This window comes from Aggregicoccus sp. 17bor-14 (assembly GCF_009659535.1).
In the GTDB taxonomy this organism is placed as follows: Bacteria; Myxococcota; Myxococcia; order Myxococcales; family Myxococcaceae; genus Aggregicoccus.
Genome location: NZ_VJZZ01000019.1, coordinates 42375 through 65699, shown reverse-complemented (window position 1 = coordinate 65699; position 23325 = coordinate 42375). Strand labels below are relative to the sequence as shown.

Below are 23325 nucleotides of genomic sequence, written 5' to 3'. Positions count from 1 at the left end.
TATCAAGAAGTGCACAGCGTACCGCAAGAGGGGCGGGTCCTTTTGGACGCGGGGTGGTCAGGGTCTCGGCGCGTGGCGAGGCTGCCCCCCGTGGACACGCCCCTCCCGGACCCCGAGGACCTCGCGCCGCTGCTCTCTGCCGCCTGCACCCTGCCCTCGCTCGCGGGGCAGGCCTCGCGCCTCGAGCGCCTGCGCCTCGACTACGCGCGCGGGCTCGCCGGCCGGGATGCTCCGCTCGCGGTGGCGCTCGTCGGCGCGACGGGCGCGGGCAAGAGCACCCTGCTCAACGCGCTCGCGGGCCAGGCGCTGAGCCGCGAGGGCGAGAGCCGCCCCACCTCCTCCGCCCTCACCGTGTACGCGCCCGAGGGAGGTGCGGCGAGCGCGGACGCGCTCGAGGCGCTGGGCGCACGCACGGTGCGCTACGTCGCGGGCCCTGGCGCGATGTGGGGCGGCCAGGTGTTCATCGACACGCCCGACCTCAACAGCGTGGCCACTTCGCACCGGGACATCGCGCGCGGCGCACTGGAGCACGCGGACGTGGCGCTGGTGGTCATGCACCGCGGCAGCGTCGCGGAGGCGAGCCAGCTCGAGTTCCTGCAGGAGTTCGCCCGCCGCCGCGCGCTCGTCTTCGTGCTCAACTTCGCGGACGAGCTGGGCAAGGAGGCGCGCGAGACGCTCAAGGCCCAGGCGCGCCGCCTCGCCTCCGAGCGCCTCGGGCTCGCGCAGGAGGAGGTGCCGGTGTTCGCGGTGAGCGCGCGCGCGGCCCAGCGCGGCGAGGACCCCTCCGGTGAGTTCGGCCCCTTCCTCTTCCACCTCAAGAGCCTCGCCACCCAGGCGGTGGCGGCGCGCGTGCGCAAGAGCAACGCGGCGGGGCTGCTGCAGGAGCTCACGGGGCGCGTGGAGGCCGCGCTGCAGGAGACGGAAGGGCTGCTCGCGCGGCTGAAGGAGGCGCTCGCGCGCGGGCTCGCCCAGGCGCAGGGGCCGCTGGAGCAAGACTTCGAGGCGCGGCTCGTCCAGGCGCGCGGGCACCTCGCGCACGAGGTGCGGCGCCAGGCGGCGAGCCGCTTCTGGGGCCCGGCGGCGTGGGGGATGCGGCTCACCAGCTTCGGGGCCACCGGCGTGGGCGCGGCGACGCTGCTCGCGCGGCGCAGCCTGCCGGTGGGGCTCGCGGTGGCGGCGGCGAGCACGGCGCTGGACGCGGTGCGCGAGCGCACGCGGGCGGGAGCCGCGGAGCGCGCGGTGGTGGAGACGCTGGAGGACGACGGCACGGTGGAGGCGGCGGCGCGCACCACCGTGGCGGAGGCGCGCGCGCTCGCGCACGCGGCGGGGCTCGCGCCGGAGAGCGTGGGGGTGCCGGCGGTGGGCGAGGTGCTCGCCCAGCTCGCGGCGGCGCGCTCGGGCGCGTGGCGCTTCACGGAGGGAACGGCGGTGGGAGAGGCGGTGGCGCGCTGGTGGCGCGGCGCGCGCTGGGCGCTCCTACCTCTCATCAACCTGCCGCTCTTCGCGCTGCTCGCGCACGTGGGTTACCGCGTGGTGCGCGCCTACGTGCAGGGGCCGCTGCTGGGAAGCGAGTACTTCCTCAACGCAGCGGCCCTGTTCCTGCTACTCGCGGGCGTCGGCGCGCTGCTCGCGAGCCTCAGCCTGGCCGGTGCTGCCCGGCGCGCGGGCACCGCCGGACGCGGGCGCTTCGCTGCGGCCCTCGGCGCCCTGGGGCTTCGCCTGGGTGACGCCGTCGACGATGGCCTGCGCCCCGCGCGGGATGCCGCCCGCCGCCTGCTGACCGTCAGCCGCGGTGGGCAGTGAGGTCTGCTGCGCGAGCGAGGGGTCCGCGGTCTCGGTGCGCGCCGCCATCATCGCGCGGTCCGTGTCCTTGCACAGCGGCGCCGCGATGAGCGTGTCGCGCACGGGATCGCCGTAGCCCTCGATGCTCGCCGGCACGCTGGGGTTGTTCCAGGTAGGGCCCGAGGCCTTCGCCACCTTGAAGTGCAGGTGCGGGCCGCAGCTCCAGCCGGTGTTGCCCGAGAAGCCGATCAGCTGCCCCTGCTTCACGTGCTCGCCCACCGCCACCGTCACCGCGCTGAAGTGCAGGTACTGCGTCTCCAGCCCGTCGCCGTGGTCGATGATGATGTAGTTCGCGTACTGCGCCATGGAGGGGTCGCACGCGCCCTGGGTGCTGTCGCCGCGCGCCATGCGCACCACGCCGTCGCGCGCCGCGACCACCGGCGTGCCCACCGGCATCCGGAAGTCCCACGCGTAGGTGTCGTTGCTGAGGTGGCTGCCCGTGTCGTGACCCTGGCTCACCGTGTAGATGCGGCCACAGGCGAAGGGGACGCCGACCACCGGAACGGTCGGGCTCGAGGGAGAGGAAGAGGGAGCCGCGGCGGCAGCGGAACCCAGGACCATGAGCATCGGGATGAGCATTCGCAAGCGGGCAAAAAAAGGCGGCGGCCAGAATCGATATTCCAGCACGTTGCCGCGCTTCCCTGCCTGCCCGGCTCACGGGCGCGGTGGGCCGCCGTGATTCCGGGTGCTTGCGGGATGTGAGACGTGGGGATGTGTGGGTTTCCGGAGGAGCTTCGCACCCCTCTGCGGAAAGGTGTTTCGGCGCCCTACAGGGGCATTTTCCGGGGGATTTTCGGGGGGGGTTTCGGGGGCGTTTCCAGGACCCCGGCGCCCTCACGGGGGGGGGCGCTCTCCCGCACGAACGGCTCGCGGGCGCGGCGGCCCGCCCCCGGAGGGGAGCGGTCCACGCGCGCCCGCGGTACGGACGAGCCTGCGCTAGTGGGTGTGGGGCGCGGTGGACGGCTGCTTCTGCTCCACCGGCACGAAGGCGGTGCGCTGTCCCTGCGGCGGCACGAGCGAGCTGACGGAGCGCTTGGCGAGCGCGGTGGCCAGGGCGGTGCCGAAGATGACCACCAGCTTGGTGCCCAGCTCCACCGCGAGCGGCTTCTCCTCGCGCGAGGTCGCGAGGCGCTCGGGGTGGCTCCAGGCGCGGCGCACGCCCTCGATGCGCTTCTTGAAGAGCCGCTCCTCGCGGTGGCGCGAGCGGTAGATGGCCACGCCCACGCTGGTGAGCGCGAGCAGCGCCACGGCGCTGCCGGCGATGACGAGCGCGTCCTTGTGCTGCGCGGCCTGGTAGCGCACGTCGAAGGCGTGGTCGCGGCGGCGGTCCAGCTCCTGGAGCGTGAGCAGGAACTCCTCGCGGATGCGGTCTGCGGCCTTCTCGGTCTGCTCGCGATCGGTCATTGCAGGGTCTCGCGGGTGAGGGTGAGGTCCGTGCGGAGGCGGGCCTGGGTGTGGGGCAGCGGCTTCTTCGGCAGCTTCTTCACGCCGACGAAGGCGAGCAGCCCGGTGACGAGCAGGAGCGCCACGCCCACGATGAGCACGCCGAGCGCGGGGCCCACCGGCAGCGCGAGCCCGAGCGCGACGAAGAGCGCCGAGAGGGCGCAGAGCACCAGCACGAAGGCCGCTCCCAGCAGGATGCCGCTGGTGCGCGCCGCCTTGGCCTCCTCCTTCAGCTCCTTCTTCGCGTGGAGGACCTCCGCCTTGACCAGCAGGCGCGCCTCCGTGAGCGCGTGTTTGATGAGGTCCGCGGTGGACAAGTGCCGCAGCTGCTCTCGCTCCATCCGCTCTGATTCGAGTTCCACAGGTCGCCTCCCCGATGGGCAGGCCACGCTCGCCCTCCCGAGAGGGTCAGGGGCATGCGCGCTCCCGCCTTGCCCCGGGAAGGTGCGGACGGCGCAGGCCGGATAAAAGTCCCATGGGGTGCGCACGCTCGCCCGGCTGCCCTCCAGGAGGACGGGCGGGGCCGGCCGGGAACGCGGCTAGCGCCGCCCGATGCGGCCCTGAAAGGCGAGCGCGGTGGCGAGCGTCTCGCGCACCTGGCGCGCCTGCCAGAGGCGCTCCGCCGTATCCAGGAGGCTGTCCGCGTAGAGCACCTGCTTGCGCAGGCGCGCAGGCAGGGCGCCGCTGCCCAGGTGCGCGCCGAGCAGCGCGCCGCACAGGGCCGCCGCCACGTCCGCCTCACCGCCACAGCGCAGGGTGAGCGCCACGGCGCGGCGGAAGTCGTGCGGCTCCTTCAGCGCGGCGTAGAGCGCGGTGAGCAGCACGGGCACCACGTGCTGCGGCAGCCCGTCCACACCCTTGAGCTGGCTCGCCGGCACACCCACCTTGCGCAGCGCCGCGAGCGCGCGCGCCGGCTCCCAGGTGAGCAGCCGCGGCAGGTGGCGCAGCTCCTCGCCCAGCGCCTGGTCGTGCGCGCTCGCCGCGAGCGCGAGCGTCTCGCAGAAGTCCGCGGGGGTGAGCGGCTCCTGGGCGAAGCCCAGCGCAATGGCCTGCGCGAAGGCGGAGGCCGCGGCGGCGCACGCGGGGTCCTTGTGTGTGACGATGGTGAGCACGCCCGCGTCGTGCGGCAGGCGCGCGCGGCCGCCGCTCTCGAGCAGCCCCACCACCAGCGCGCGGCTGAGCACCGAGGGGCACTTCACGCCCACCGGCGCGCCCGCGCTCATCCACGGCGTGCCGCCCGCGAGCCGCTCGAGGCTCTCCGAGAGGCTGCGCGGCGGCTGCAGGATGACGCCCTCCTGCCACAGCCACGCGAGGTGCGCCGCGACGCTGCGCCCGTCCACCTTGCCCTCGCGAATCACGCTCTCGGCCGCGGCGAGCAGGAGCTGCGTGTCGTCCGAGAACTGCCCCTTCGCGAACTTGCCGCGCGGGCGCGGCGCGAAGTCCTCCGCGAGGTTCGGCAGCCGCGCGAGGCTCGCCGGCGGGATGCCGCGCAGCGGGAAGCCCAGCGCATCCCCGATGGCGAGGCCCAGGAACGCCGCGTGGAACCTGTCCTGGCGCTCGTGCGGGGTCAGCGGCATGGGGAGGTTCAAGATACCCGAGGCGCGGCGCCCGCGGGAACGCACTGATGCCGTTTCGGCGCGAGAAAGAGAAGGTACGCGGAGCGAAATTGCGCAAGCCCTTGCGCGCGGGACGAAGTGCCGTTCCACGCGCGCGGGTGTTGCGCGCTGCATGACGTTGAAACGCTGCGACGAGAAGACAGCTTGCGTTCGCGCGTCGCGGCTGCTCGTGCAGCGTGCGGCGCGGTGCGCAGGGCGTGGGGCGGGAATCACCCGCTCGCAGCGCGAGCGCCGGAGCGCTACCCGTCGCGGCCGAGGTTCACCGCGGCCTGCAGCCGCGCGACCACGGCCTCGGCGCCCTGGTGCAGCTCGGTGCCGTCCCACAGCGCGGGCGTGCTGTGCCCGCCGCGCGCGCGGAAGTCCGCCTCCACCTCGGGATAGGTGAGGTTGCGGAAGCGCACCCGGTCCTCGAGCGCGTGGTCCACCACGTACAGGCGGGCCTTCGCGCTCGGCGGATCCGAGATGAGGTGGAAGAGCTCGAAGAGGGGCGATGCCACGGCGAGGCCTAGCGCGTGCCGGCCGCCGCGATGCGCGCGGTCTCGCGGCGCACGGCAGCCGCCTCCACGTGGAAGCGCGCGTCGTCGCTGGAGAGGCCCTTGAGCCGCTCCTGCGCGTCGCTCATCCGGCGGCGCGCCGCCTCCACGTCGATGCCGCTCACCTGCTCGGCGGCGTCCGCGAGCACCAGCACGCGGTCGTCACCCACCTCCACGAAGCCGCCGGCGACGAAGTAGCTGTCGCGCCGCCCGCTCTCGGTGAGGGTGAGCACGCCGGGCTCCATCAGGCTGAGGAAGGGCGTGTGGCCGGGGCGCACGCCGAACAGGCCCTGCGCGCCGGGGACGACCGCCTCGTCCGCCTGCACGGACAGCACGCGCTTCTCGGGGGTGACAATCTCGACCGTCAGCTTGGCCATCGCGGCTTTCCTTCCGTGCTTCGAAATCTCTGGGAACGTCTCTAGAACTTCAGGCGGTGGGTCTTGCCGTCCACCGTCTCGAACTCCACCTCGCCCGCGTCCGTGAGGCGCGGGCCCTTGCCGGGGATGCCCAGCGTGCCCTCGAGCCAGCCGAAGTGCGCGCGGAACTGCCGCACCTCGGAGAGCCTCTTCGTGGGCACCAGCCCCGAGAGCCGCAGCTCCTGCCGCAGCTCCCCCGGCCGCACCACCTCCCACGCCACCCGGGCGGCCGCCCACGCGGGCGCCTTGCCCTTCTTCACGTGCTGCTGCTCCGTGCCCGCCGGCTTCTCCGCGAGCGGCCGCAGCACCCACACCGTCGCGCCGTCGTTGGCCACGAAGTAGAGGTCGTCCGCGCTGCCCACGCAGCGCTCCACGCTCCAGCTGCCCTGGGGCGCGTCGCTGCCCACCTCCAGCCGGCACTGCCCCGGCGCCGTCTCCACCAGGCGCACGGTGTACAGCCCGTTCGCGCTCACCCGGGCGCGGCTCGCGCGCGGCGCCGCCCCGGCCGTCTGGGCCGGGGCGGGCAGTGCGAGCAGCAGCACTGCGGCGACGAGCGTGAGCCGGGTGAGCACGGTCAGGCGGGAGCGACTAGGCCGCGAGCTTGCGGGCGTTCTCCAGCACCTCGTTGATGTCCCCGGCCATGTAGAAGGCGGCCTCGGGGATGTCGTCGTGCTTGCCGTCCGCGATCTCCTTGAAGCCCTGGATGGTGTCCTGGAGCTTCACGTAGCGGCCCGGCTTGCCGGTGAAGACCTCGGCCACGTGGAAGGGCTGGGAGAGGAAGCGCTGGATCTTGCGGGCGCGCGCGACGACCTGCTTGTCGCTCTCGCTGAGCTCGTCCATGCCGAGGATGGCGATGATGTCCTGCAGCTCCTTGTACTTCTGCAGGATGCCCTGGACCTTGCGGGCCACCGCGTAGTGGTCCTGCCCGATGACGCCCGGGTCGAGGATGCGGCTGGTGGAGTCGAGCGGGTCCACCGCGGGGAAGATCGCCAGCTCGGCGATGGCGCGGTTGAGCACCGTGGTCGCATCCAGGTGGGCGAAGGTCGTGGCGGGCGCGGGGTCCGTCAGGTCGTCCGCGGGCACGTACACCGCCTGCACCGAGGTGACCGAGCCCTTGGTGGTGGAGGTGATGCGCTCCTGCAGCATGCCCATCTCGGTGGAGAGCGTGGGCTGGTAACCCACGGCGCTGGGGATGCGGCCCAGGAGCGCCGACACCTCGGAGCCCGCCTGGGTGAAGCGGAAGATGTTGTCCACGAAGAGGAGCACGTCGCGGCCCTCCACGTCGCGGAAGTACTCCGCGATGGTGAGCGCCGAGAGCGCCACGCGCGCGCGCGCACCGGGCGGCTCGTTCATCTGGCCGTACACGAGCACGGTCTGGCTCTTGGTCAGGTCGGCCGTGTTGATCACGCCCGACTCCTGCATCTCGTGGTACAGGTCGTTGCCCTCGCGGGTGCGCTCACCCACGCCGGCGAACACGCTGAAGCCGCCGCGCTCCACGGCCACGTTGCGGATGAGCTCCATCAGGAGCACCGTCTTGCCCACGCCGGCGCCGCCGAAGAGGCCGATCTTGCCGCCGCGGGTGTAGGGGGCGAGCAGGTCGATGACCTTGATGCCGGTCTCGAACATCTGCACGCGCACGTCCTGCTCCGTGAAGGGAGGGGGCGCGCGGTGGATGGGCAGCGTCTGGGTGGCGTTGGTCGGGCCCTTCTCGTCCACCGGCTCGCCGGTGACGTTCAGGATGCGGCCGAGCGTGGCCGAGCCCACCGGCACCTGGATGGGAGCGCCGGTGTTGCGCACGGCCATGCCGCGCGCGAGGCCGTCCGTGCTGTCCATGGCGATGCAGCGCACGGTGTTCTCACCGAGGTGCTGCGCGACCTCGACGGTGAGGTTGTCCGCGCCGCCGGCGAGCGTGGGGTTGGAGATCTTGAGGGCGGTGTACACCTCGGGGAGCCCGCCGGGCGGGAACTCCACGTCCACCACGGGGCCGAGGACCTGGGTGATCTTGCCTGCCATCGGAACTTGAGCGCTCATGGAATCTTGTCTCGTACGGGGGTGAGGAGTGCGGGCCCCTTACCGGGGGCCTTCAGAAGGGTCAACTACTTGAGCGCCTCGGCGCCGGACACGATCTCCATCAGCTCCTTGGTGATCACCGCCTGGCGGGTGCGGTTGTAGACCAGGGTGAGGGAGCTGATCATGTCGGTGGCGTTGGTGGTCGCGTTCTCCATGGCGCTCATGCGCGCGCCGTGCTCGCTCGCCACGCTCTCCAGCAGCGCGCGGTAGACCTTGATGGCCACCGCCTGCGGGACCAGCCGGTCGAGCACGGACTGGCGGTCCGGCTCGTACTTGAAGTCCACCAGGTTGCGCGCGGGCGCGGTCTGCGTGGCGGCGCCGGGCGCGGTGGCGGCCTGGGCGGCGGCGGGGGCCGCGAGCGTCTGCAGCGGCAGCACCTGCTCGAGCGTCACCGTCTGGCTGATCGCGGAGCCGAACTGGTTGTACACGAGGTACACCGCGTCCACCTCGCCGTTGAGGAAGTTCGCGCTGAACTCCTCGGCGATGTCCGCGGCGAGCCGGTAGTTGAGCTTCGCGTAGAGGCCCGGGAAGTCCTTGCGGATGGGCGTGCCGCGGTTGCGGAAGAAGTCGTGGCCCTTGCGGCCTACCGTGGCGAGCTCGATGCGCTCGAGGTCGCGGCCGTTCTCGTTGAGGAAGCGGCTGGTGCGGCGGATCACGTTCGAGTTGAAGCCGCCGGCGAGGCCGCGGTCGCTCGTGAGCACCACCAGCTCCACGCGGCGCGCGGGGCGCTGGGTGAGCAGCGGGTGGGCCAGCGCCTCGTCGCCCGAGCGGGCCACCAGGTCGCCGATGATCTGATCCAGCGTCTGCGCGTAGGGGCGCGCCGCGATGATCGCGTCCTGCGCCTTGCGCAGCTTCGCGGCGGCCACCATCTTCATCGCCTTGGTGATCTGCTTCGTGTTCTTCACCGAGCGGATGCGCTTACGAATGTCGCGTAGGGACGCCATGGGAACCCCGTTGGTCCTGTGAAAACGCGGGCTTGCCTGAGGCTTCTTCCGCGCTTGCCAAAATCGCGCGCGTTCTACAGGTGGGCCCCGCTGGGGTCAACCCGCGCCTTCGCAGCTTTGCTAATGGGCAGCAGGCAGGGGGCCGAGGCAGCGCGCGCGCCGGGCGGGGGCGGTGGTGCAGCCCGGGGGGCGACCCTAGCCTACATGCACCTCTCTGGACGCCCTGGAGTCCCCATGTCTCCGCTGGCAGGCCCCATCCTCGTCGTCGAAGACGACCCCGACATCCGCGACTCGCTCGCCGGCTTCCTCGAGCTGCAGGGGCTCTCCGTGAGCTGCGCGGCGAACGGCAAGCAGGCGCTCGACGCGCTCACCCGCGGGCCGCGCCCCGCGCTGGTGCTCCTGGACATGGCGATGCCGATCATGGACGGGCACAAGCTGCTCAACGTGCGCAAGGCGAGCGAGGCGCTGCAGGAGGTGCCCATCGTCATCGTCTCGGCCGGCATGGCGGTGATGAACGCGCGCGATCTGGCGGTGTACGGCGCGAACTACGGCGTCGCGGCCTTCCTCAAGAAGCCGGTGGACCCGCGCCAGCTGCTCGAGATGATCGAGCGCCACGCGCTCAAGGCCGCGGGCGCCCCGGCCGAGGCCCAGCCCGCGCATCCGTAGCAGCCAGGCAGGCGGAGAAACGGTTCTCAGCGGCCCCCGCGCGCGCCAAGATGGCCCCCTCTGGCGAGACGCGAAGGGGTGAGCGCAGGTGGCCGTGAAGGGGCGTGAGCGGGCGGGTGTGGCGGGGCGGGTGGCGCGCGGGCTCGTGCGCGCGCTCGTGCGGGTGCTGCTCCTGTGCGTCGTGCTCTCGCTCGGCGCCTCGCTCTACGTGAGCCTGCGCTACCGCGGGCGCATCCTGCCGGCCGCGCGCGCGCCCGAGGCGCCCGTGGCGCTGGTGTTCGGCGCGGGGCTGGCCGCCGTGCGCGAGCCCTCGCCGGTGCTCGCCGAGCGCCTGGACAAGGCGGTGGAGCTGTACCGCAGCGGCAAGGTGAAGCGGCTGCTGGTGAGCGGGGACAACAGCGACCGGCGCCACGACGAGACGCGCGCCATGGTGGCGTACGTGCGCGCGCGCGGCGTGCCCGAGGCGGACGTCGAGGCGGACTTCGCGGGGCTCTCCACCTACGACAGCTGCGTGCGCGCCCACCGCGTCTTCGAGGTGCGCCGCGCCCTGCTGGTGACGCAGGCCTTCCACCTGCCGCGCGCGCTCTTCATCGCCAACTCCATCGGCGTGGAGGCCTGGGGCGTCGCGGCGGACGAGGGGCGCCAGGGCACGCGCCGCTACGCGCTGCGCGAGCTGGTCAGCCGCCCGCTCGCGCTCGCCATGGTGCTCTTGCACGCCGAGCCCGCCTTCCCCACCGGCCGCACGCCGCCGCCCCAGCGGCGCTGAGGGCTGGGCGCGGCCCCCGGGCAGGCAGCCGGGCTCTTCCTTGCCGCAGCCCCTCTGCCTCCGCACCCTCACCCCTGAAGGCTGTTGTCCTCACAGGGATGGGAACACGCGCACAGGAGGCGCCATGCGATTCAGGAAGATGGGTTCCGAGGATGTCGGTGAGTCCACCAGCCGGCGACACGTGGACCCGGAGAGCGGGCAGGAGGAGATCAACATCACCGACCAGGACCTCGCGGCCACGCCCCCGCTCGAGGAGGAGCCCGAGTTCCGGGACATCCTCCCGGACCAGATCCGCGAGTTCACCTTCGGGGACTCGGACGAGGACGAGGACCGCGAGCTGACGGTGCAGTCCCACGAGCGCATCCACCCCATCCGCCCGGACGAGCTGCCCGAGGGCTAGTGGGAGCGCCGCTGCCGCCGCGGCATCTCGGGTGGCAATGCCACGCGCGCTGCCGCGGCCCCGCCCGTCCGGGGCCGCTGACAGCCTGCCAGCTCCCCTGCCGGACGGAGCGGGACGCGCGAGCGCAGCGGCGGTGCGACGGGCGGGCGCTGCGCGCATCCGAGCGCGCATGGCGCATCCCAAGAGCTACGAAGCGACCCCCGAGACCTTCGACGCGCTCGTCCTCGAGCCGCGCGGCGAGCTGGTGCTGGTGGACTTCTGGGGACCCGACTGCCCCAACTGCGAGGCCTTCGCCGCCGCCGAGCCCGCGCTGCTCGCCGAGCTGGACGGAGCGCCGATGCGGGTGGTGAAGGTGAATGCCTACGCGTACGAGGAGCTCGCCCGGCGCTTCGGCCTGTTCGGGATTCCGACCTTCTTCCTCTTCCGCGACGGAAAGCAGCTGGGGCGCATGGCCCAGTACTACGGGCGCGAGTACTTCCTCGGCGTCATCCGCGACCACCTGCCGGGCGGGCAGAAGGGCCCACCGCTCGAGCGCGCCGCGACGTGAGCGCCCACGCGCTGAGCAGGCCCAGCGTCTTCACCAGCCAGCCCTCGGGCTTGGGGCCCGTCACGGCCTCGAAGCTGCGGAGCCCAAGGTGTGTGTCAGGGGTTCAGCGGGCACTGCCCGGTCACGGAGCACCGAAGACGAACGGGTAGGTCACCGTCACGGAGCCTGGCCCATTCGGCCGGGGGAAACGCCAGCCTCGTGCGGCCTGCACGAGGCACTGCTCGAGCAGCGGCTGCGAAGGCTTCGCTTCAGCAATCCTCGCAGCACAGACGTCTCCCTCGTTGCCGATGACGAAGCGGACTGCGATACGTCCGATGAAAGGCGTCCCTCGCACCTCGAGCTGGTCGGAGCAGCTGTGCACCTCGCCGAGGTGGGCGCGAGCCGTTCGGCGGATGTCCTCCTTGTCCATCCAGCCGAAGCCCGCGTCGGCCGCCGCCGCCTCATCCAGACCTCCGTCGGGCAGGTGCGGCACATCCCTCTCCGCTGGCAGCTCGGCGCACTCGGCCGTTGGCGGCTCCGCCATGCGCTCCTCGCGCGGAGCGGAGCGGACGCAGGCGGTCACGAGCAGTACGGCAGCACAGGTCCAGCGAGGCAGTCGTCGCACCGGAGGGCTCCATGACGCGTCATGAGAGGGATGCGCGAAGCGCGCCCGCCTCCTACCGTCTACTCGACGCGAGTGCGCACTGCGAGGAGTGCACCCCGCAGCAGCAGGAAGGGGCGTCAGGACCGGAAGGGTGACGAGCCGCTGCGGTCCTACGCGGGAGGGCACCGCCGGTCCGCAGCGCTCAGGGGTGACACGCGGGCGTCCGCGCCCGCGCACGCCCGCCTGGAATGAAGCTTCACTTCAGCCCGGTCCCTGCGTGGAACGAAACGTCAGTTCTCCGCGCGGGCCTCCCAGCTCCGGCGGAGGCTTCACCCTTCGTGCGGGCCCCCTCGGGAGCGGACGGCTGCGGCGCGCAAAAACGTAAAATAGGATTTTACCTTTTTGCATCGCGCGCCGGTCCGCGCCCGGGAGGGGCATCTCCTTTCGAGACTGGCGTCTCGCGGCAGTGGACGGCTTTACCCACCCCGAGAAGCTCCGTCCCCTCCCCGGCCTCTCCTCCTCGATGCCGTGGGTCTCGCGCCACTCTCGGACGCCCTGCATGCGGAGGTCGCGACGCTTACACCCGACCCGGCGGCGCGCGGCGTGCGCGTGGACGTGAGCGACGAGACCTCCGACGACCTCACCGTGCGCGATGCCGAGACGGGCCGGGGACTCTTTACCCGCTTCGTGGGTGAGCGCCCGCCCGCTCGGGCAGCACGGCCATCTCGCGGGTGCTGAGCAACAGCCCGGACAACCTGCTGCAGTGGAGCCAGCACAAGCAGGAGGCAGTGCCCGACAGTGGCATGCCTGACATGAACCTCCCGGACGAGGACGCGCGCCACATCGTCGCGTATTTGTACACGCTGTGAGCAATGTCCCCTCTCCCTCTGGGAGAAGAGCTGGAGGCCTCGTGTGACGTGGAGCCGCGGGTTCGTGGCGGTGCTGGCGCTCTTGGGCGCGACGCAGGCGCACGCGCAGGAGGGTGACGCAGCTTCGCCCGGCACTCTCACCCCGACCCGCTCCCAGGGGGAGGGGGAGGACCCGGCGAGCGCTTCGCCTGACGCAGAGCCCTCGCTCGGCACCACCGTCACCGCGACGCGCCTGCCGCGCCCCGCGCGCGACGTGCCGGGCACCGTCACCGTGCTGCCGCGCGAGGAGCTCGAGCGCAGCCCCACCCTCACCACCGACGCCCTGCTGCGCACCCTGCCCTCCGTCGCGACCTTCCGGCGCAACAGCAGCCTCGTCTCGGACCCGAGCGCGCAGGGGCTGAACCTGCGCGGCGTCGGCCCCTCGGGCGTGTCGCGCAGCCTCGTGCTGCTGGACGGCGTGCCGGTGAACGACCCCTTCGGCGGCTGGGTGTACTGGCGCGCGCTGCCGCGGCTCGGCCTGCAGCGCATCGAGGTGGCCCCGGGCGGAGGCTCCGCGCTGTACGGGAGCAGCGCGATGGGCGGCGTGGTACAGCTCGTCTCGCGGCCCCTCACCGAGAGCACGCTCGACGGCGAGCTGAGCGTGGGCCGCTTCGGCACGGGCTTCCTCGCGGCGCGCGCCACGGGGAGGCTCGGCAAGGTGGGCCTGGGCGTGGAAACGGAAGGCCTCACCAGCCAGGGCTACCCGGTGGTGGCTCCGTCCCAGCGCGGCGCGGTGGACTCGGACGCGGGCGGCACCCACACCACGCTCAACGCGCAGCTCGAGGCGCCCGCCTCGCAGGCCCTCACGCTCAATGCGCGCGCGGGCTTCTTCCAGGAGCGCCAGGACGGCGGCACGCAGTACACCAACGCGCGCGTGCGGGTGGGCACCTGGGGTGGGGGGGCGAAGTTGGACACGGGGGGCGCGGGGCAGCTCGCGCTGCAGCTGTTCGGGCACGTGCAGCGCTTCGAGCAGGAGCGGGCGCGGCTCGCGCCGGGACGCGCGAGCGAGAGCCTCTCGGCCGAGCAGCGCGTGCCCACGGACGACGAGGGTGTGAGCCTCGTGTGGACGGCGCCCGCAGCGCAGCTGGGTGGCACGCACGAGGTGGCGGCGGGGCTGGACCTCCGCCGCATCGCGGGCCACTCCGAGGAGACGCTGCTGCCGCCGGGCAGCGCACCGGACGCCACGGTGGCGCGCGATGCCGGCGGCACGCAGCTCTTCGGCGGCGTGTTCCTACAGGACCTCTACGCGCCCACCGAGCGCGTGCAGCTGAGCGCCGCGCTGCGGGTGGACAGCTGGCGCAACCTGCAGGGCGAGCGCACCCTCACCACGCGCGCGGGCGACAGCGCGCACACCGCCTTCGAGGACCGCGGCGAGTCGCAGCTCAGCCCGCGCGTGGGCGTGCTGGTGCACGTGGCGGAGCCGCTGCGCCTGCGGGCCTCGGCGTACCGAGCCTTCCGCGCGCCCACCCTCAACGAGCTCTACCGTCCCTTCCAGGTGGGCACGGTGCTCACCGCGGCGAACGACGCCCTGCGCGCCGAGCGGCTGGTCGGCGCGGAGGCGGGCGCGGAGCTGCAGCCGCTCGCGCTCCTCACCCTGCGGGCCACGGGCTTCTGGAACCGCCTGGAGGACCCCATCACCAACGTCACCCTCGCCGAGCCCCTGCCGGACGGCAGCACGCGCCAGCGCCAGAACCTGGGGGCCGCGCGCGTGCAGGGCGTGGAGCTGGGCGCCGAGGCGCGCTTCCTGCGCGTGTGGACGGCGCTCGCCGCGTACACCTTCGTGGACTCGCGCGTGCTGGAGGCACCGGGCAACGAGGCGCTGGTGGGCAAGGAGCTCCCGCAGGACCCGCGCCACCGCGCCACGCTGCAGCTCGCCTTCGACGACCCGCGCCTCGTCACCGCCACCGCGCAGCTGCGCGTGACGGGGCCGCAGTTCGAGGACGACCTCAACGAGTCCGGCATGGGCGGCGTGGCGCTGGTGGACCTGTCGCTGGGGCGCAGGCTCTACCGCGGGCTCGAGCTGTTCGGCGCGGTGGAGAACCTCTTCGACCGCGAGTACCTCGTGGGCCGCGCGGGCGTGGACACCGTGGGCGCGCCGCGGATGTTCCGCCTGGGGCTGCGCTGGCGCTCGGGGCGCTAGCCTCACTCCTCCACGCCGAGGTTCTTCAGGGCGGCGAGGCGCATGAACTTATCCACCACGTCCTTCGACGCCTGGGCCTGCTTCGCGGTGGCGCCCTCCGCCACGCTCACCTTCAGCTGCAGCGCGCCGGTGGCCTCGCGCACCTTGTCCTCGAGCCCCGCGAGCTGCCGGGGTGAGACGGCCTTCTCGGACTGCGCGACGACCACCAGCGCCTTGCCCCAGCGCACCTGGATGTCGACCCCCTCCAGGTGGGGCAGGTTCGAGGCGCGCAGGGTCTCCTGCGCGCGCTCGAGGTTGCGGATCAGCTGGGGGATGATCTCCCGTACCTTGCTCTGGAACTTGGACTCGCCCACCCCCACGGGCACCAGTTCGAGGGTCTTGCGGTCTCGAGAGAAGGAGAGCAGCACGCGGAAGTGGTCGCTCATCAGCCGCCCACTCTCGTCCCGCACGTCCGTGAGGCGCAGCAGGAAGAGGTTCTCCTCGAGCCGCTCGAGCTCCCCGAAGCGGGGCGTTCCGTCCTCCCGCAGCAGCCCCCGCCCGAGGCCGGACTTCGCACCCTCCGCGTCGCGCAGCCGCTCCTGCGCGCGCTCGACGAGCGCTGGAGCGCCCTTCTTGTCCGTCCCGAAGCGCTCCGGCTCACGCAGGATCCACTCGCTCGCGTTCACGCTCGCCGCGGCGCGCTCCTTTGCCACCACGTCCGGCTGGAAGGACAGCAGCATCTCGTAGAGGATGCCGCCGCGGCCGCGCACGCGCCGCTTGAAGCCCGCCGCTCGGCGCTCCTTCGAGTAGTCGAGGATGCGCAGCAGCAGCTCGGTCCCCTCCTCCGTCCGCAGCCCCAGCCGCTTGAGCTCACGCACGATGTCCGGGTGCTTGTCCTCGATGACCTCGACGAAGCGGGCCACCGTGGCGGGGGAGACGACGGCGTAGCGCGGCTTGAGCTCGGCCGCGCCCGCGAGCGCGCTCGCCTCCCGCGCGCTCTTGCTCTTCGCACCGGCCGCACCCTCCCGCTCGACGCGGCCGAGAATCGACGACACCGGGTCCTGCAGCACGTGCTGCGCGAGCGCGCGGTTGAGGCCCTCCCGCCGCGCGGACTTGCGCAGCTCGCGCACCACCTCGTCGAAGTCGCGCACGTCCTGCTTCGTCGCGGCGGCGAGGCTCGCGCGCAGCTCGGACGGCGCAAGCTCGCGCAGCTCGCGCAGGAGCACTGCGCCGATCTCCGCTTGCTGCTGATCGAGGATGCGCTTCCTGCGCGCCTTCGCTGCCATCACCCCTCCGAGCCCGTGCCGAGAACCTCCTCCAGGCTCGGCGCGATCGCCTGGAGGTCGAAGAACACCTGCAGCCCCACGCCCAGCTCCCGCGACACCTGGCCGATGGCGTGGAAGGCCGCGAGGTCTCCGAGCATCTCGAGGAGCACCCCGGCCACCGAGGGCCGCGAGGAGATGAGCAGCGCGTAGCGCGCGCTGTCGCCGGCCAGCAGGGCCCCCGCTGCCTGCGCGTCGATGGCCCGGTTCGCCGCGTCGATCTCCCGCATGGCCGTGAGCGCACTGCCGGCGGCGGCGTAGAGGCCGAGCAGCGCGCTGGCGGCCTCGGCTGGCGGGAAGGCCAGCCCGAGCAGGCCGAGCACGCCGGCGACCCGGTCCAGCGTCTCCTGCGCCTTCTGCCCGGCGGCCGCCTGCAGGGCCCGGATGCGGTCGCGCGTGTCGCGGACCCTGAGCAGCTCGGTGAGCACGCGGTAGCGGAAGGCCCCCTCGAGCTCGCCGCTCGAGTCCTCCTGGGAGGCCTCGGCGCGGGGCGGTGGTCGCGCCAGCATCCGGTCCGCGTACTCGCGGTGCAGGGCCACGAGGAGCGCCTCGTCGTCCAGCGGCTCGTAGGCGTAGCCGCGCTGCCGCTCGGAGGCCCAGAGCGAGGCGCGCAGCTCGGGCGAGTCGAGCGCCCCCGCCGGGCGCTCGAGCTGCAGCGCCGCGAGCGGGATGGCGAGCCGCTCCCGCAGCGCCGCGAAGGGGTAGCCGCCATCCTCCTTGGGCAGGGCCGCGTCGAGGAGCCGGGGCACGTCCCGCAGGTACACGTACGCCTTGCTCCAGATGGCCTGCTCGCTCACCTCGCCGCGCACGTAGACCTGCTCCCCACGCACGAGCGCGAACACGGCGGGGGCGAGGAGGTGGCCCTCCGGCCCCCGCGTCACCCGCCCGCTCAGCTCGACGAAGGCGCGCTCGACCTCGGCGATGCGCGCCTCGGCGGCCGCGTCGATCGGGTCCACCTTGGAGGCGGTGTCCTGCCCCGGCGCTCCGCCCGCCGCCTCGAGGCCTCCCGGCTGCGAGCCGCGCTCGGCCGCGCGCGTCAGGTAGATGGCCCGGTGGGCGGCCACCAGCTCCTGCACGGCGCGGGCGAGCGCCTTTGCCGGGGCGGGGTCGCCGAGCACCACGACGGTCGGGTTGTCTGCGTAGAGCGCGTCGCTGCCGGAGCGCCCCTCGCCGCCGCCGGCCCCCTCCACGGGCGCCAGCCCGTAGCGCTCTCGCTGTGCTTGCAGGACGGGCGAGAGCTTCGCCATCCGCGCGCGTGCGGCAGCCAGGGCGTCCGCCGCGATGCGCACCAGCGCCTCCTTCACGAGCTGCTCGAGCAGCTCCACCGCCGCTGCGAGCCGGCGCGCGAAGGCGACGGCGTGCGCGACCGAGCGCTCGACCTCCCCCTCGGAGCGCCCCTCGAACGGGTCCGCGGCCCGCAGCGCCTGGGTCACCGCCTCGCGCAGCTCGCTCACGGCGCGCCACCCGCCGGCGCAGTAGCGGTCCACCACCAGCCCCTCGAGCGCGAGCGGGTGCACCTCCAGGCGCACCGGGGTGCCGGCCACGGGCAGCGCCATCCAGAGCGTTTCGCCGGGGGCGGGCTGCGACTCCAGTGCAGGGTCCGGCACCTCGAGCGCCGCGGCGGTCGCGTCGTCGAGCGAATCCGTGTCGAGCGCGCCGGGCTCGGACGGCGGTACGACGACGACGAGCTCCTGCAGGTCCACCATCGCGCTTCCCTCGAGAGCAGGAATCTTCGCGAGCTTCGCCCGGGTACTAGCTTGTGAACTCCCGGGGAGGTGCGCCCATGGCCCTGGTTCCCGAGCTCTTCGCCAACGAGTGCGACCGCACGCTGCCCGTCGGCACCATTGTCGACCGGTACGATCTCAGCCAGCTCATCCCGCTCAGCGTCCGGCTCGGCGACCTGGACGTGCCGGTGCTGCTCAACCCCTTCGGCGGCACGAAGGCGACCGTGGCGACCTACGTGGACCGCGGGCTGCACCGCCGCGCGGACGGCACCCTCCACTCGTACGCCTCGGCGAGCGGCGGCGTGAGCGTGGAGCACCTGGCCGAGGGCGGCCCCGGCAGGTCCCTGCTGCCGCTGGTGCCGCGGGTGGAGGTCGCCTCCGCCGCGGACCTGCTGGCCTCGGAGCACCTGGAGGTGGACGGGGAGCAGCTGCGCCTGCGGCTGAGCGCCGACGCAGCCCGGGCGCTGCTCGGTGGCCAGCCCGCGGTGGTGCGGGGTGTGGACGGCGCGGGGCACGAGCGCCACGTGGAGGTGGTGGTGGCCGCGGCGGGTGCCGACGACGGTCCGCTGTCACTCGCCGTCGCGGACCTCCCCGCCTTCCTGGCGCGTCCAGTGCTGGGCCTGGGCGGCGGTCGCTCCGTGGAGGTGAAGCTCAGCGTGGCGCAGCGGCGCGAGCTGCTCGCCACCGGGCACACGCGCACGCAGGTGGGCGGAGCGCCGGTGGAGCTGGACGTGGCCTCACGCCCCGTGCTCGCCCAGTACGCGGCGCTCAGCACGCCCGCGCCCGTCTCCGAGTCCAACGGGAGCGCGAGGCCGCCGCCCGGCGAGGGCATCCCCGCGCCCGCGCTCGCCGCGCTCCCCGTCGCCCTCTACGTGCCCATCCGGCAGGAGTGGGAGCTGCTGGGCTACAGCCGCGGCGCCCTGCTGCACACCGCGGCGCTCGCGCCCCAGGAGGAGCTGACGCTCGAGGTCCACTCCTGGGAGAAGCACACCACGAGCGCGGAGGACACCGCCTCCACCGAGGCCACGACGACCGGCGAGTTCACGGACACCTCGCGCGACACCACCGAGGTGCTCAAGGAGCTCGTGCGCACCTCCCAGCTGAGCAACAACCTGGGCGGCAACCTCAGCTACTCCGGCTACGGGCTCACCGTGGGGGTCAACGGGGGCCTCAGCGACGGAGGCTCGGTCACGGACACCGCGCGCAGCACCACCACGGGCCTGCACGAGGTGGTGGTCAAGTCCACCGCCCAGCTCAAGGCCACGCGGCAGGTGAAGGTGAGCGAGGGCTCGGACATCGGGAGCGAGGAGCGGGTGACGCGCCGGGTGCGCAACCCCAACACCTGCCGCTGCCTGGCGGTCGACTCCTTCGAGGTCCTGTCCCACTACCGCATCACCACCACCATCCTGCGGGCGGAGGCGCGCCCCTGCGTGCTCGTCGAGCTGCCGCTGCCCTTCACGACCTTCAACCGGGCGCGGCTGCGGCAGTACGAGAGCCTCCTCTCACCCGCGCTGCTGGACGCCTCCCTGAAGGGGGGCTTCGCGGCGGCGCGGCTGCTCGCCGCACGCGACTTCGCCTGTCAGGTGGCGTGCGAGCGCTGCCTGTGCGGCGACGCGAAGACCCTGCTCCTCTCGCCCGCGGTGTCCGACGCGCTGACGAAGGTGCAGGGCGCGGCGCGAGACCTGCGCGCCGCCAACCCCCGCACGGCCCTGGCGTGGATCGACGCGCTCCTGGGCAACCACGGCGGCAACAGCAACGCCACGGTCTTCGACCCCACCAAGCTGGCGCCGGACGTGCAGCGGTGGCTGTACACGCTGGCGCTCGCCGAGGAGTCCCGTGCGCTCTACGAGCTTCTCGTCTCGCCGGCGACGCTGGACCGCTCGGACACGCTGCTCGCCACGCGCAGCCTCCTGGGCGCGCTGGGTGGAAGCAACCCGGACGACCTGCGGCCGGACAAGCTGGTGTTCAAGTGGCGCCTCCCGCTCGAGGACCGCATCTTCTCGCGCTACCTCCAGGAGGGCTTCCCCGCGCCGCAGGGTGGGAAGACGGCGGTCGTCTCGCAGCTGCGCAGCTGGTGGTCCCTCAGCGGCCAGGACGCGGGGCTGGCCGCGGCGCTCAAGGAGCTGGTGGCCGCGGTGCAGTCGCCGGCGAAGGAGGCGGCCGAGGACCCCGTCGCCTCGGCCTACCCGGTCACCACGGTGGCGGCCTCGCTCGAGCGCGAGGAGGCGCTGCTCGCGCACCTCAACGAGCACCGCGAGTACTACCGGATGCGGGTGTTCCTCGCGATGCCCCTGGCCATGCAGCGCGAGCTGCTGCGCAGCCGGGGCTACGAGCTGCCCGGCATCGAGCTGAGGCCGCTGGGCCGCGAGGGCGCGCTGCTCGCCTACCCGCTGCAGCGCACGCTCTCCCCCGCGCTGCGCCAGTACTTCGAGCGCGTGCTGGGCCAGAACACCGCGCTCGATGCGCCCTGTGGCGTGAGTGACGTGGTGCTTCCCACTCCCGGCATCCACCTGCAGACCCGCCTCTCGCCCTGCGACGCGTGCGAGCCCTACCTGCAGGGCGTCCGCGAGGCCGAGGTGCGCAAGCGCAACGCCGAGGCCGACGTGCTCGTGGCCAAGGCGAAGCAGGAGCAGGTGGAGGTGCGGCGCCTCAAGAAGCGGCTGCGGGGCGACACGCCCGTGCTCGACGATCCCTTCCGCCCCGAGCTGCCGCAGCTGCGGGTCGCCGTGGAGAGTGTGCCCAGCACCCCGCCTCCCGCGCCGCAGCCCTGAGCTGCAGCGCCTGCACGGGGTAGGGCGGGCGCATGTTCGGCCTGTTCAAGAAGAAGAGCCTGCCCGCGGACCCGCTCGATTCTCTCGCGCAGGACATCGTCCTGCGCATCTCGGACGACGCCGCGCACATGGCGCTCGTCGACGTGCGCACGGACGCGACGGACCTGCCGGGCTGGGACTGCGAGTCCCTCACGCGCAAGCGCGTCGCGGCCATGAACGCGGGGCAGCTCGTGGCCTGGGACCACCCCGAGGAGAACCTCGCCGTGCGCCTCACCGGGCGCTGTTGCCGCTGAGGTCGCGGGCCGTCACCTCCGCGGCCGTCGTCCCCACCACGAAGCGGGAGCCGGAGACCTGGCTGTAGGACAGCTGCACCGCCTCCGCGCTCTGCGACGGCGCGTACGTGGCGACCGCACCCTCGGCAGCGGGCGAGTCCAGCACCACGTCCGCCGGGCAGCGAGGGTCGGGCGCGGTGAAGTCCGTGAGCACCGCGACGGGAAGCGTCCAGAGCTGGCGGCCCTGGCGGCCTTGCTCGGCGGAGAAGAACACGCGCCCGCCCTGCTCCACCAGCTGGTCGGCCACGAGGAGGCAGCCCCCTCCCCCCGCGCCTCCTCCGCTCCGGGCGGGTGGCGCCCCCCTCCCTCGCGCTCCGACGCACGTTCAGGCGGACAGCCAGGCCATGGCGGCGGTGACCATGGCCGTGGTGCCCACATCCAGCGTGGGCTGCAGCACCGGCGCGAAGGTGGCCGAGTGGTTCACCGGGATGTCCTGCGCGATGCGGCCTGCCTTCGCGGCCGCGGCGTAGCGCGCAGGGTCCATCCCGCCGATGCCCCAGTACGTGTACGGCGTGCCGAGCGCAGCGGGGAGGTCGCTGAAGTCCTCGCTCGCCGTCTGGCGGTCGAGCGTCCGGGCCTTGTCGCCGAATACGGCGGAGAAAGCGCGGGCGGTCCTCTCCGTGGCCTCGGCGTCGTTCGTCGTCAGCGGGAAGCGGTCGTAGAGCTCGAACTCCGGCTCCTTCGGCGAGCCCGAGGCCTGGCACTCGGCGACGACCATGCGCTTGATGGCGGAGAGCAGCGTCTGGCGCGTGCTCTCGGCGTAGGTGCGGATGTTGAGCGCGATGACGGCCTTGTCCGGAATGACGTTGCTCTTCGTCCCCGCCTGCACGCTGCCCACCGTGAGCACCGCGAACTCTCCGGGGGTCACCTCCCGCGAGACGATCGTCTGCAGGCGCAGCACGATCATCGCGGCCAGCACCACCGGGTCCACCGCGGCCTGCGGCATGGAGCCGTGGGCGCCCCGCCCGTGCACGGTGATGCGCAGGCTGTCCGCCGCGGAGAGGAAGGGGCCCGGGTGGATGCCCACCGCTCCGGCCGGGAAGGGCAGCACGTGCTGCGCGAGCGCCACGTCCGGGCGCGGGATGAGCTTCGCGAGCCCGTCCTCCACCATGCCGCGCGCTCCGTCGCCCGCCTCCTCGGCGGGCTGGAAGAGGGCCACGGCGGTCCCGCGCCACTGCGGCCGGCCCCGGCCGAGCAGCTGCGCCGCGCCGAGAAGACAGGTGACGTGCACGTCGTGGCCGCACGCGTGCATCACGGGCACCTGCGCGCCCGCGCCGTCGGTGGCCACGGCGGTGCTCGCGTACGGCAGGCCCGTGGCCTCGCGCACGGGCAGCGCGTCCATGTCCGCGCGCATCAGCACCGTCGCGCCCTCGCCGTTGCGCAGCACGCCCACCACGCCCGTGCCGCCCACGCCCTCGTGCACCTCGTAGCCCTCGCGCTTCAGCCCCTCGGCGACCCGCTGCGCCGTGCGCCGCTCCTGGTGGGAGAGCTCCGGGTGCTGGTGGAGGTCGCGGTACACGTCCTCGAGGCCCGCGCGCGCCGCCGACAGCCCTCCGAGCACGGTGGAGACCTTCGATGTGGAAGCGCTCATGGTCACTCCTCTCCGGGTCCGTTTCTGCGTGTGCGGCCGATGGACAGCTCCGCCGGCAGCGTCCATCCGCGCCAGCGCGCCACCAGGTAGAGCGCCGCGCCGAACACCGTGGACACCAAGGGCCCCCCGCGCGTCACACCACACGCGCGAAGGAGGACCAGGAGGCTGCTCGCGGCCAGCGCGCACGTCGCATAGAGGGTATTGCCCCCGAAGACGGCCGGCACGCGGCGCAGCACCACGTCGCGCACCGCCCCGCCCCCCACGGCGGACACCGTTCCGAGCAGCACCGCCGGCAGCCAGCCCAGCCCCACCAGCAGCGTCTTCTCGGTTCCGGCCGCCGCCCAGCAGCCGAGCCCCAGCGCGTCCGCGAGCGGGAAGAGGCGCTGCCAGAGCCGTCCATCGATGGGGATGAGGAAGGCGACCACCGCGCCCCCGAGCACGGTCGCGAGATACGCGGGGTCGGTCAGGGCGACGGGGGGGCCCTGCTGCAGCAGCACGTCGCGGATGACGCCTCCGCCGAGGCCCGAGAGGAAGGCGAGCGTCCCGAAGCCCACGGCGTCGAAGCGGTGCTGGCGCGCCACCACGCCCCCGAGCAGCGCGTTGGCCAGCACGCCGAGCAGGTCCAGCGCACGCAGGAAGCCGGGGATGACTCGGGTGACCTCGTCGGCGACATCGACCATGTGACGCCTCTCGCCTGCCTCCGCGAGTCGAGCCGCGGGCAGCACGAGCATG

At 73.3% G+C, this 23325-nt stretch carries 23 protein-coding genes and 1 pseudogene; 9 read left to right on the top strand and 15 right to left on the bottom strand.

What is annotated here, in order from left to right:
* The first annotated feature begins 90 nt into the window (after positions 1–90).
* Entirely contained in the window at positions 91–1803 is a 1713-nt protein-coding gene (locus tag FGE12_RS26925) for a GTPase (RefSeq protein WP_194798315.1), read from the top strand.
* Between the two features lie 174 nt (positions 1804–1977).
* Here FGE12_RS26925 and FGE12_RS26920 read toward each other — a convergent pair.
* From FGE12_RS26920 to atpG, 9 genes and pseudogenes are all read right to left on the bottom strand, one after another.
* A pseudogene (locus tag FGE12_RS26920) lies at positions 1978–2403 on the bottom strand (M23 family metallopeptidase); the annotation flags it as partial.
* A gap of 375 nt (positions 2404–2778) precedes the next feature.
* On the bottom strand, positions 2779–3246 hold the full coding sequence (locus FGE12_RS26915) for a hypothetical protein (RefSeq protein WP_153869488.1): 468 nt from the start codon (positions 3244–3246) through the stop codon (positions 2779–2781).
* Positions 3243–3602, bottom strand: a complete 360-nt coding sequence (locus FGE12_RS26910) for a phage holin family protein (RefSeq protein WP_228531142.1) — start codon at positions 3600–3602, stop codon at positions 3243–3245. Before FGE12_RS26910 ends, FGE12_RS26915 begins: the two co-directional genes overlap by 4 nt.
* Positions 3603–3824: 222 nt before the next feature.
* Positions 3825–4862: an ADP-ribosylglycohydrolase family protein gene (locus FGE12_RS26905; RefSeq protein WP_153869487.1), complete on the bottom strand. Its 1038-nt coding sequence runs from the start codon at positions 4860–4862 to the stop codon at positions 3825–3827.
* Between the two features lie 278 nt (positions 4863–5140).
* Entirely contained in the window at positions 5141–5398 is a 258-nt protein-coding gene (locus tag FGE12_RS26900) for a hypothetical protein (protein ID WP_194798313.1), read from the bottom strand.
* An 8-nt stretch (positions 5399–5406) separates the two neighbouring features.
* Positions 5407–5811 carry a F0F1 ATP synthase subunit epsilon gene (locus tag FGE12_RS26895; RefSeq protein WP_153869486.1) on the bottom strand — a complete coding sequence of 135 codons (405 nt, stop codon included), beginning with the start codon at positions 5809–5811 and terminating at the stop codon, positions 5407–5409.
* A gap of 41 nt (positions 5812–5852) precedes the next feature.
* Positions 5853–6422 (bottom strand): hypothetical protein, encoded by a 570-nt coding sequence (locus tag FGE12_RS26890; RefSeq protein ID WP_370459162.1) that lies wholly within the window; start codon positions 6420–6422, stop codon positions 5853–5855.
* Positions 6423–6438: 16 nt separating this feature from the next.
* A complete protein-coding gene (atpD, locus tag FGE12_RS26885) occupies positions 6439–7881 on the bottom strand; it encodes a F0F1 ATP synthase subunit beta (protein ID WP_153869485.1) in 1443 nt (480 codons plus the stop codon).
* A 65-nt stretch (positions 7882–7946) separates the two neighbouring features.
* Positions 7947–8864: an ATP synthase F1 subunit gamma gene (atpG, locus tag FGE12_RS26880; RefSeq protein WP_153869484.1), complete on the bottom strand. Its 918-nt coding sequence runs from the start codon at positions 8862–8864 to the stop codon at positions 7947–7949.
* A gap of 234 nt (positions 8865–9098) precedes the next feature.
* Here atpG and FGE12_RS26875 point away from each other — a divergent pair, with 234 nt between their 5' ends.
* The 4 genes from FGE12_RS26875 (at position 9099) to FGE12_RS26860 (ending at position 11243) form a co-directional block, all read left to right on the top strand.
* Positions 9099–9530 carry a response regulator gene (locus FGE12_RS26875; RefSeq protein ID WP_228531141.1) on the top strand — a complete coding sequence of 144 codons (432 nt, stop codon included), beginning with the start codon at positions 9099–9101 and terminating at the stop codon, positions 9528–9530.
* Between the two features lie 94 nt (positions 9531–9624).
* The gene (locus FGE12_RS26870; protein WP_370459161.1) at positions 9625–10296 is read left to right on the top strand and encodes a vancomycin high temperature exclusion protein; all 672 of its coding nucleotides are present in this window, start codon (positions 9625–9627) and stop codon (positions 10294–10296) included.
* A 124-nt stretch (positions 10297–10420) separates the two neighbouring features.
* On the top strand, positions 10421–10696 hold the full coding sequence (locus FGE12_RS26865; RefSeq protein ID WP_153869482.1) for a hypothetical protein: 276 nt from the start codon (positions 10421–10423) through the stop codon (positions 10694–10696).
* Positions 10697–10865: 169 nt separating this feature from the next.
* A complete protein-coding gene (locus FGE12_RS26860; RefSeq protein WP_153869481.1) occupies positions 10866–11243 on the top strand; it encodes a co-chaperone YbbN in 378 nt (125 codons plus the stop codon).
* 121 nt (positions 11244–11364) lie between these two features.
* Here the strand turns inward: FGE12_RS26860 and FGE12_RS26855 are convergent, their stop codons facing one another.
* Positions 11365–11847, bottom strand: coding sequence for an AgmX/PglI C-terminal domain-containing protein (locus FGE12_RS26855; RefSeq protein ID WP_153869480.1), 483 nt, complete (start codon positions 11845–11847; stop codon positions 11365–11367).
* Positions 11848–12557: 710 nt separating this feature from the next.
* Here FGE12_RS26855 and FGE12_RS26850 point away from each other — a divergent pair.
* The gene (locus FGE12_RS26850; RefSeq protein WP_153869479.1) at positions 12558–12695 is read left to right on the top strand and encodes a hypothetical protein; all 138 of its coding nucleotides are present in this window, start codon (positions 12558–12560) and stop codon (positions 12693–12695) included.
* A 43-nt stretch (positions 12696–12738) separates the two neighbouring features.
* Positions 12739–14874: a TonB-dependent receptor gene (locus FGE12_RS26845; RefSeq protein WP_370459160.1), complete on the top strand. Its 2136-nt coding sequence runs from the start codon at positions 12739–12741 to the stop codon at positions 14872–14874.
* A gap of 2 nt (positions 14875–14876) precedes the next feature.
* Here the strand turns inward: FGE12_RS26845 and FGE12_RS26840 are convergent, their stop codons facing one another.
* Entirely contained in the window at positions 14877–16139 is a 1263-nt protein-coding gene (locus FGE12_RS26840) for a hypothetical protein (protein WP_153869478.1), read from the bottom strand.
* Positions 16139–17881 (bottom strand): hypothetical protein, encoded by a 1743-nt coding sequence (locus tag FGE12_RS26835; RefSeq protein WP_153869477.1) that lies wholly within the window; start codon positions 17879–17881, stop codon positions 16139–16141. The genes FGE12_RS26840 and FGE12_RS26835 overlap by 1 nt, the downstream gene beginning before the upstream one ends.
* Positions 17882–17958: 77 nt before the next feature.
* On the opposite strand from FGE12_RS26835, the gene FGE12_RS26830 reads away from it, so the two are divergent.
* The gene (locus FGE12_RS26830; protein WP_153869476.1) at positions 17959–20670 is read left to right on the top strand and encodes a hypothetical protein; all 2712 of its coding nucleotides are present in this window, start codon (positions 17959–17961) and stop codon (positions 20668–20670) included.
* A 32-nt stretch (positions 20671–20702) separates the two neighbouring features.
* Positions 20703–20963 (top strand): hypothetical protein, encoded by a 261-nt coding sequence (locus FGE12_RS26825; protein ID WP_153869475.1) that lies wholly within the window; start codon positions 20703–20705, stop codon positions 20961–20963.
* Here the strand turns inward: FGE12_RS26825 and FGE12_RS26820 are convergent.
* From FGE12_RS26820 to FGE12_RS26810, 3 genes are all read right to left on the bottom strand, one after another.
* Positions 20941–21249: a hypothetical protein gene (locus FGE12_RS26820; protein WP_153869474.1), complete on the bottom strand. Its 309-nt coding sequence runs from the start codon at positions 21247–21249 to the stop codon at positions 20941–20943. The genes FGE12_RS26825 and FGE12_RS26820 overlap by 23 nt on opposite strands.
* A gap of 78 nt (positions 21250–21327) precedes the next feature.
* Positions 21328–22593, bottom strand: a complete 1266-nt coding sequence (locus FGE12_RS26815; RefSeq protein WP_153869473.1) for an amidohydrolase — start codon at positions 22591–22593, stop codon at positions 21328–21330.
* Positions 22594–22595: 2 nt separating this feature from the next.
* The gene (locus FGE12_RS26810; RefSeq protein ID WP_153869472.1) at positions 22596–23273 is read right to left on the bottom strand and encodes a trimeric intracellular cation channel family protein; all 678 of its coding nucleotides are present in this window, start codon (positions 23271–23273) and stop codon (positions 22596–22598) included.
* Between the last annotated feature and the right edge of the window lie 52 nt (positions 23274–23325).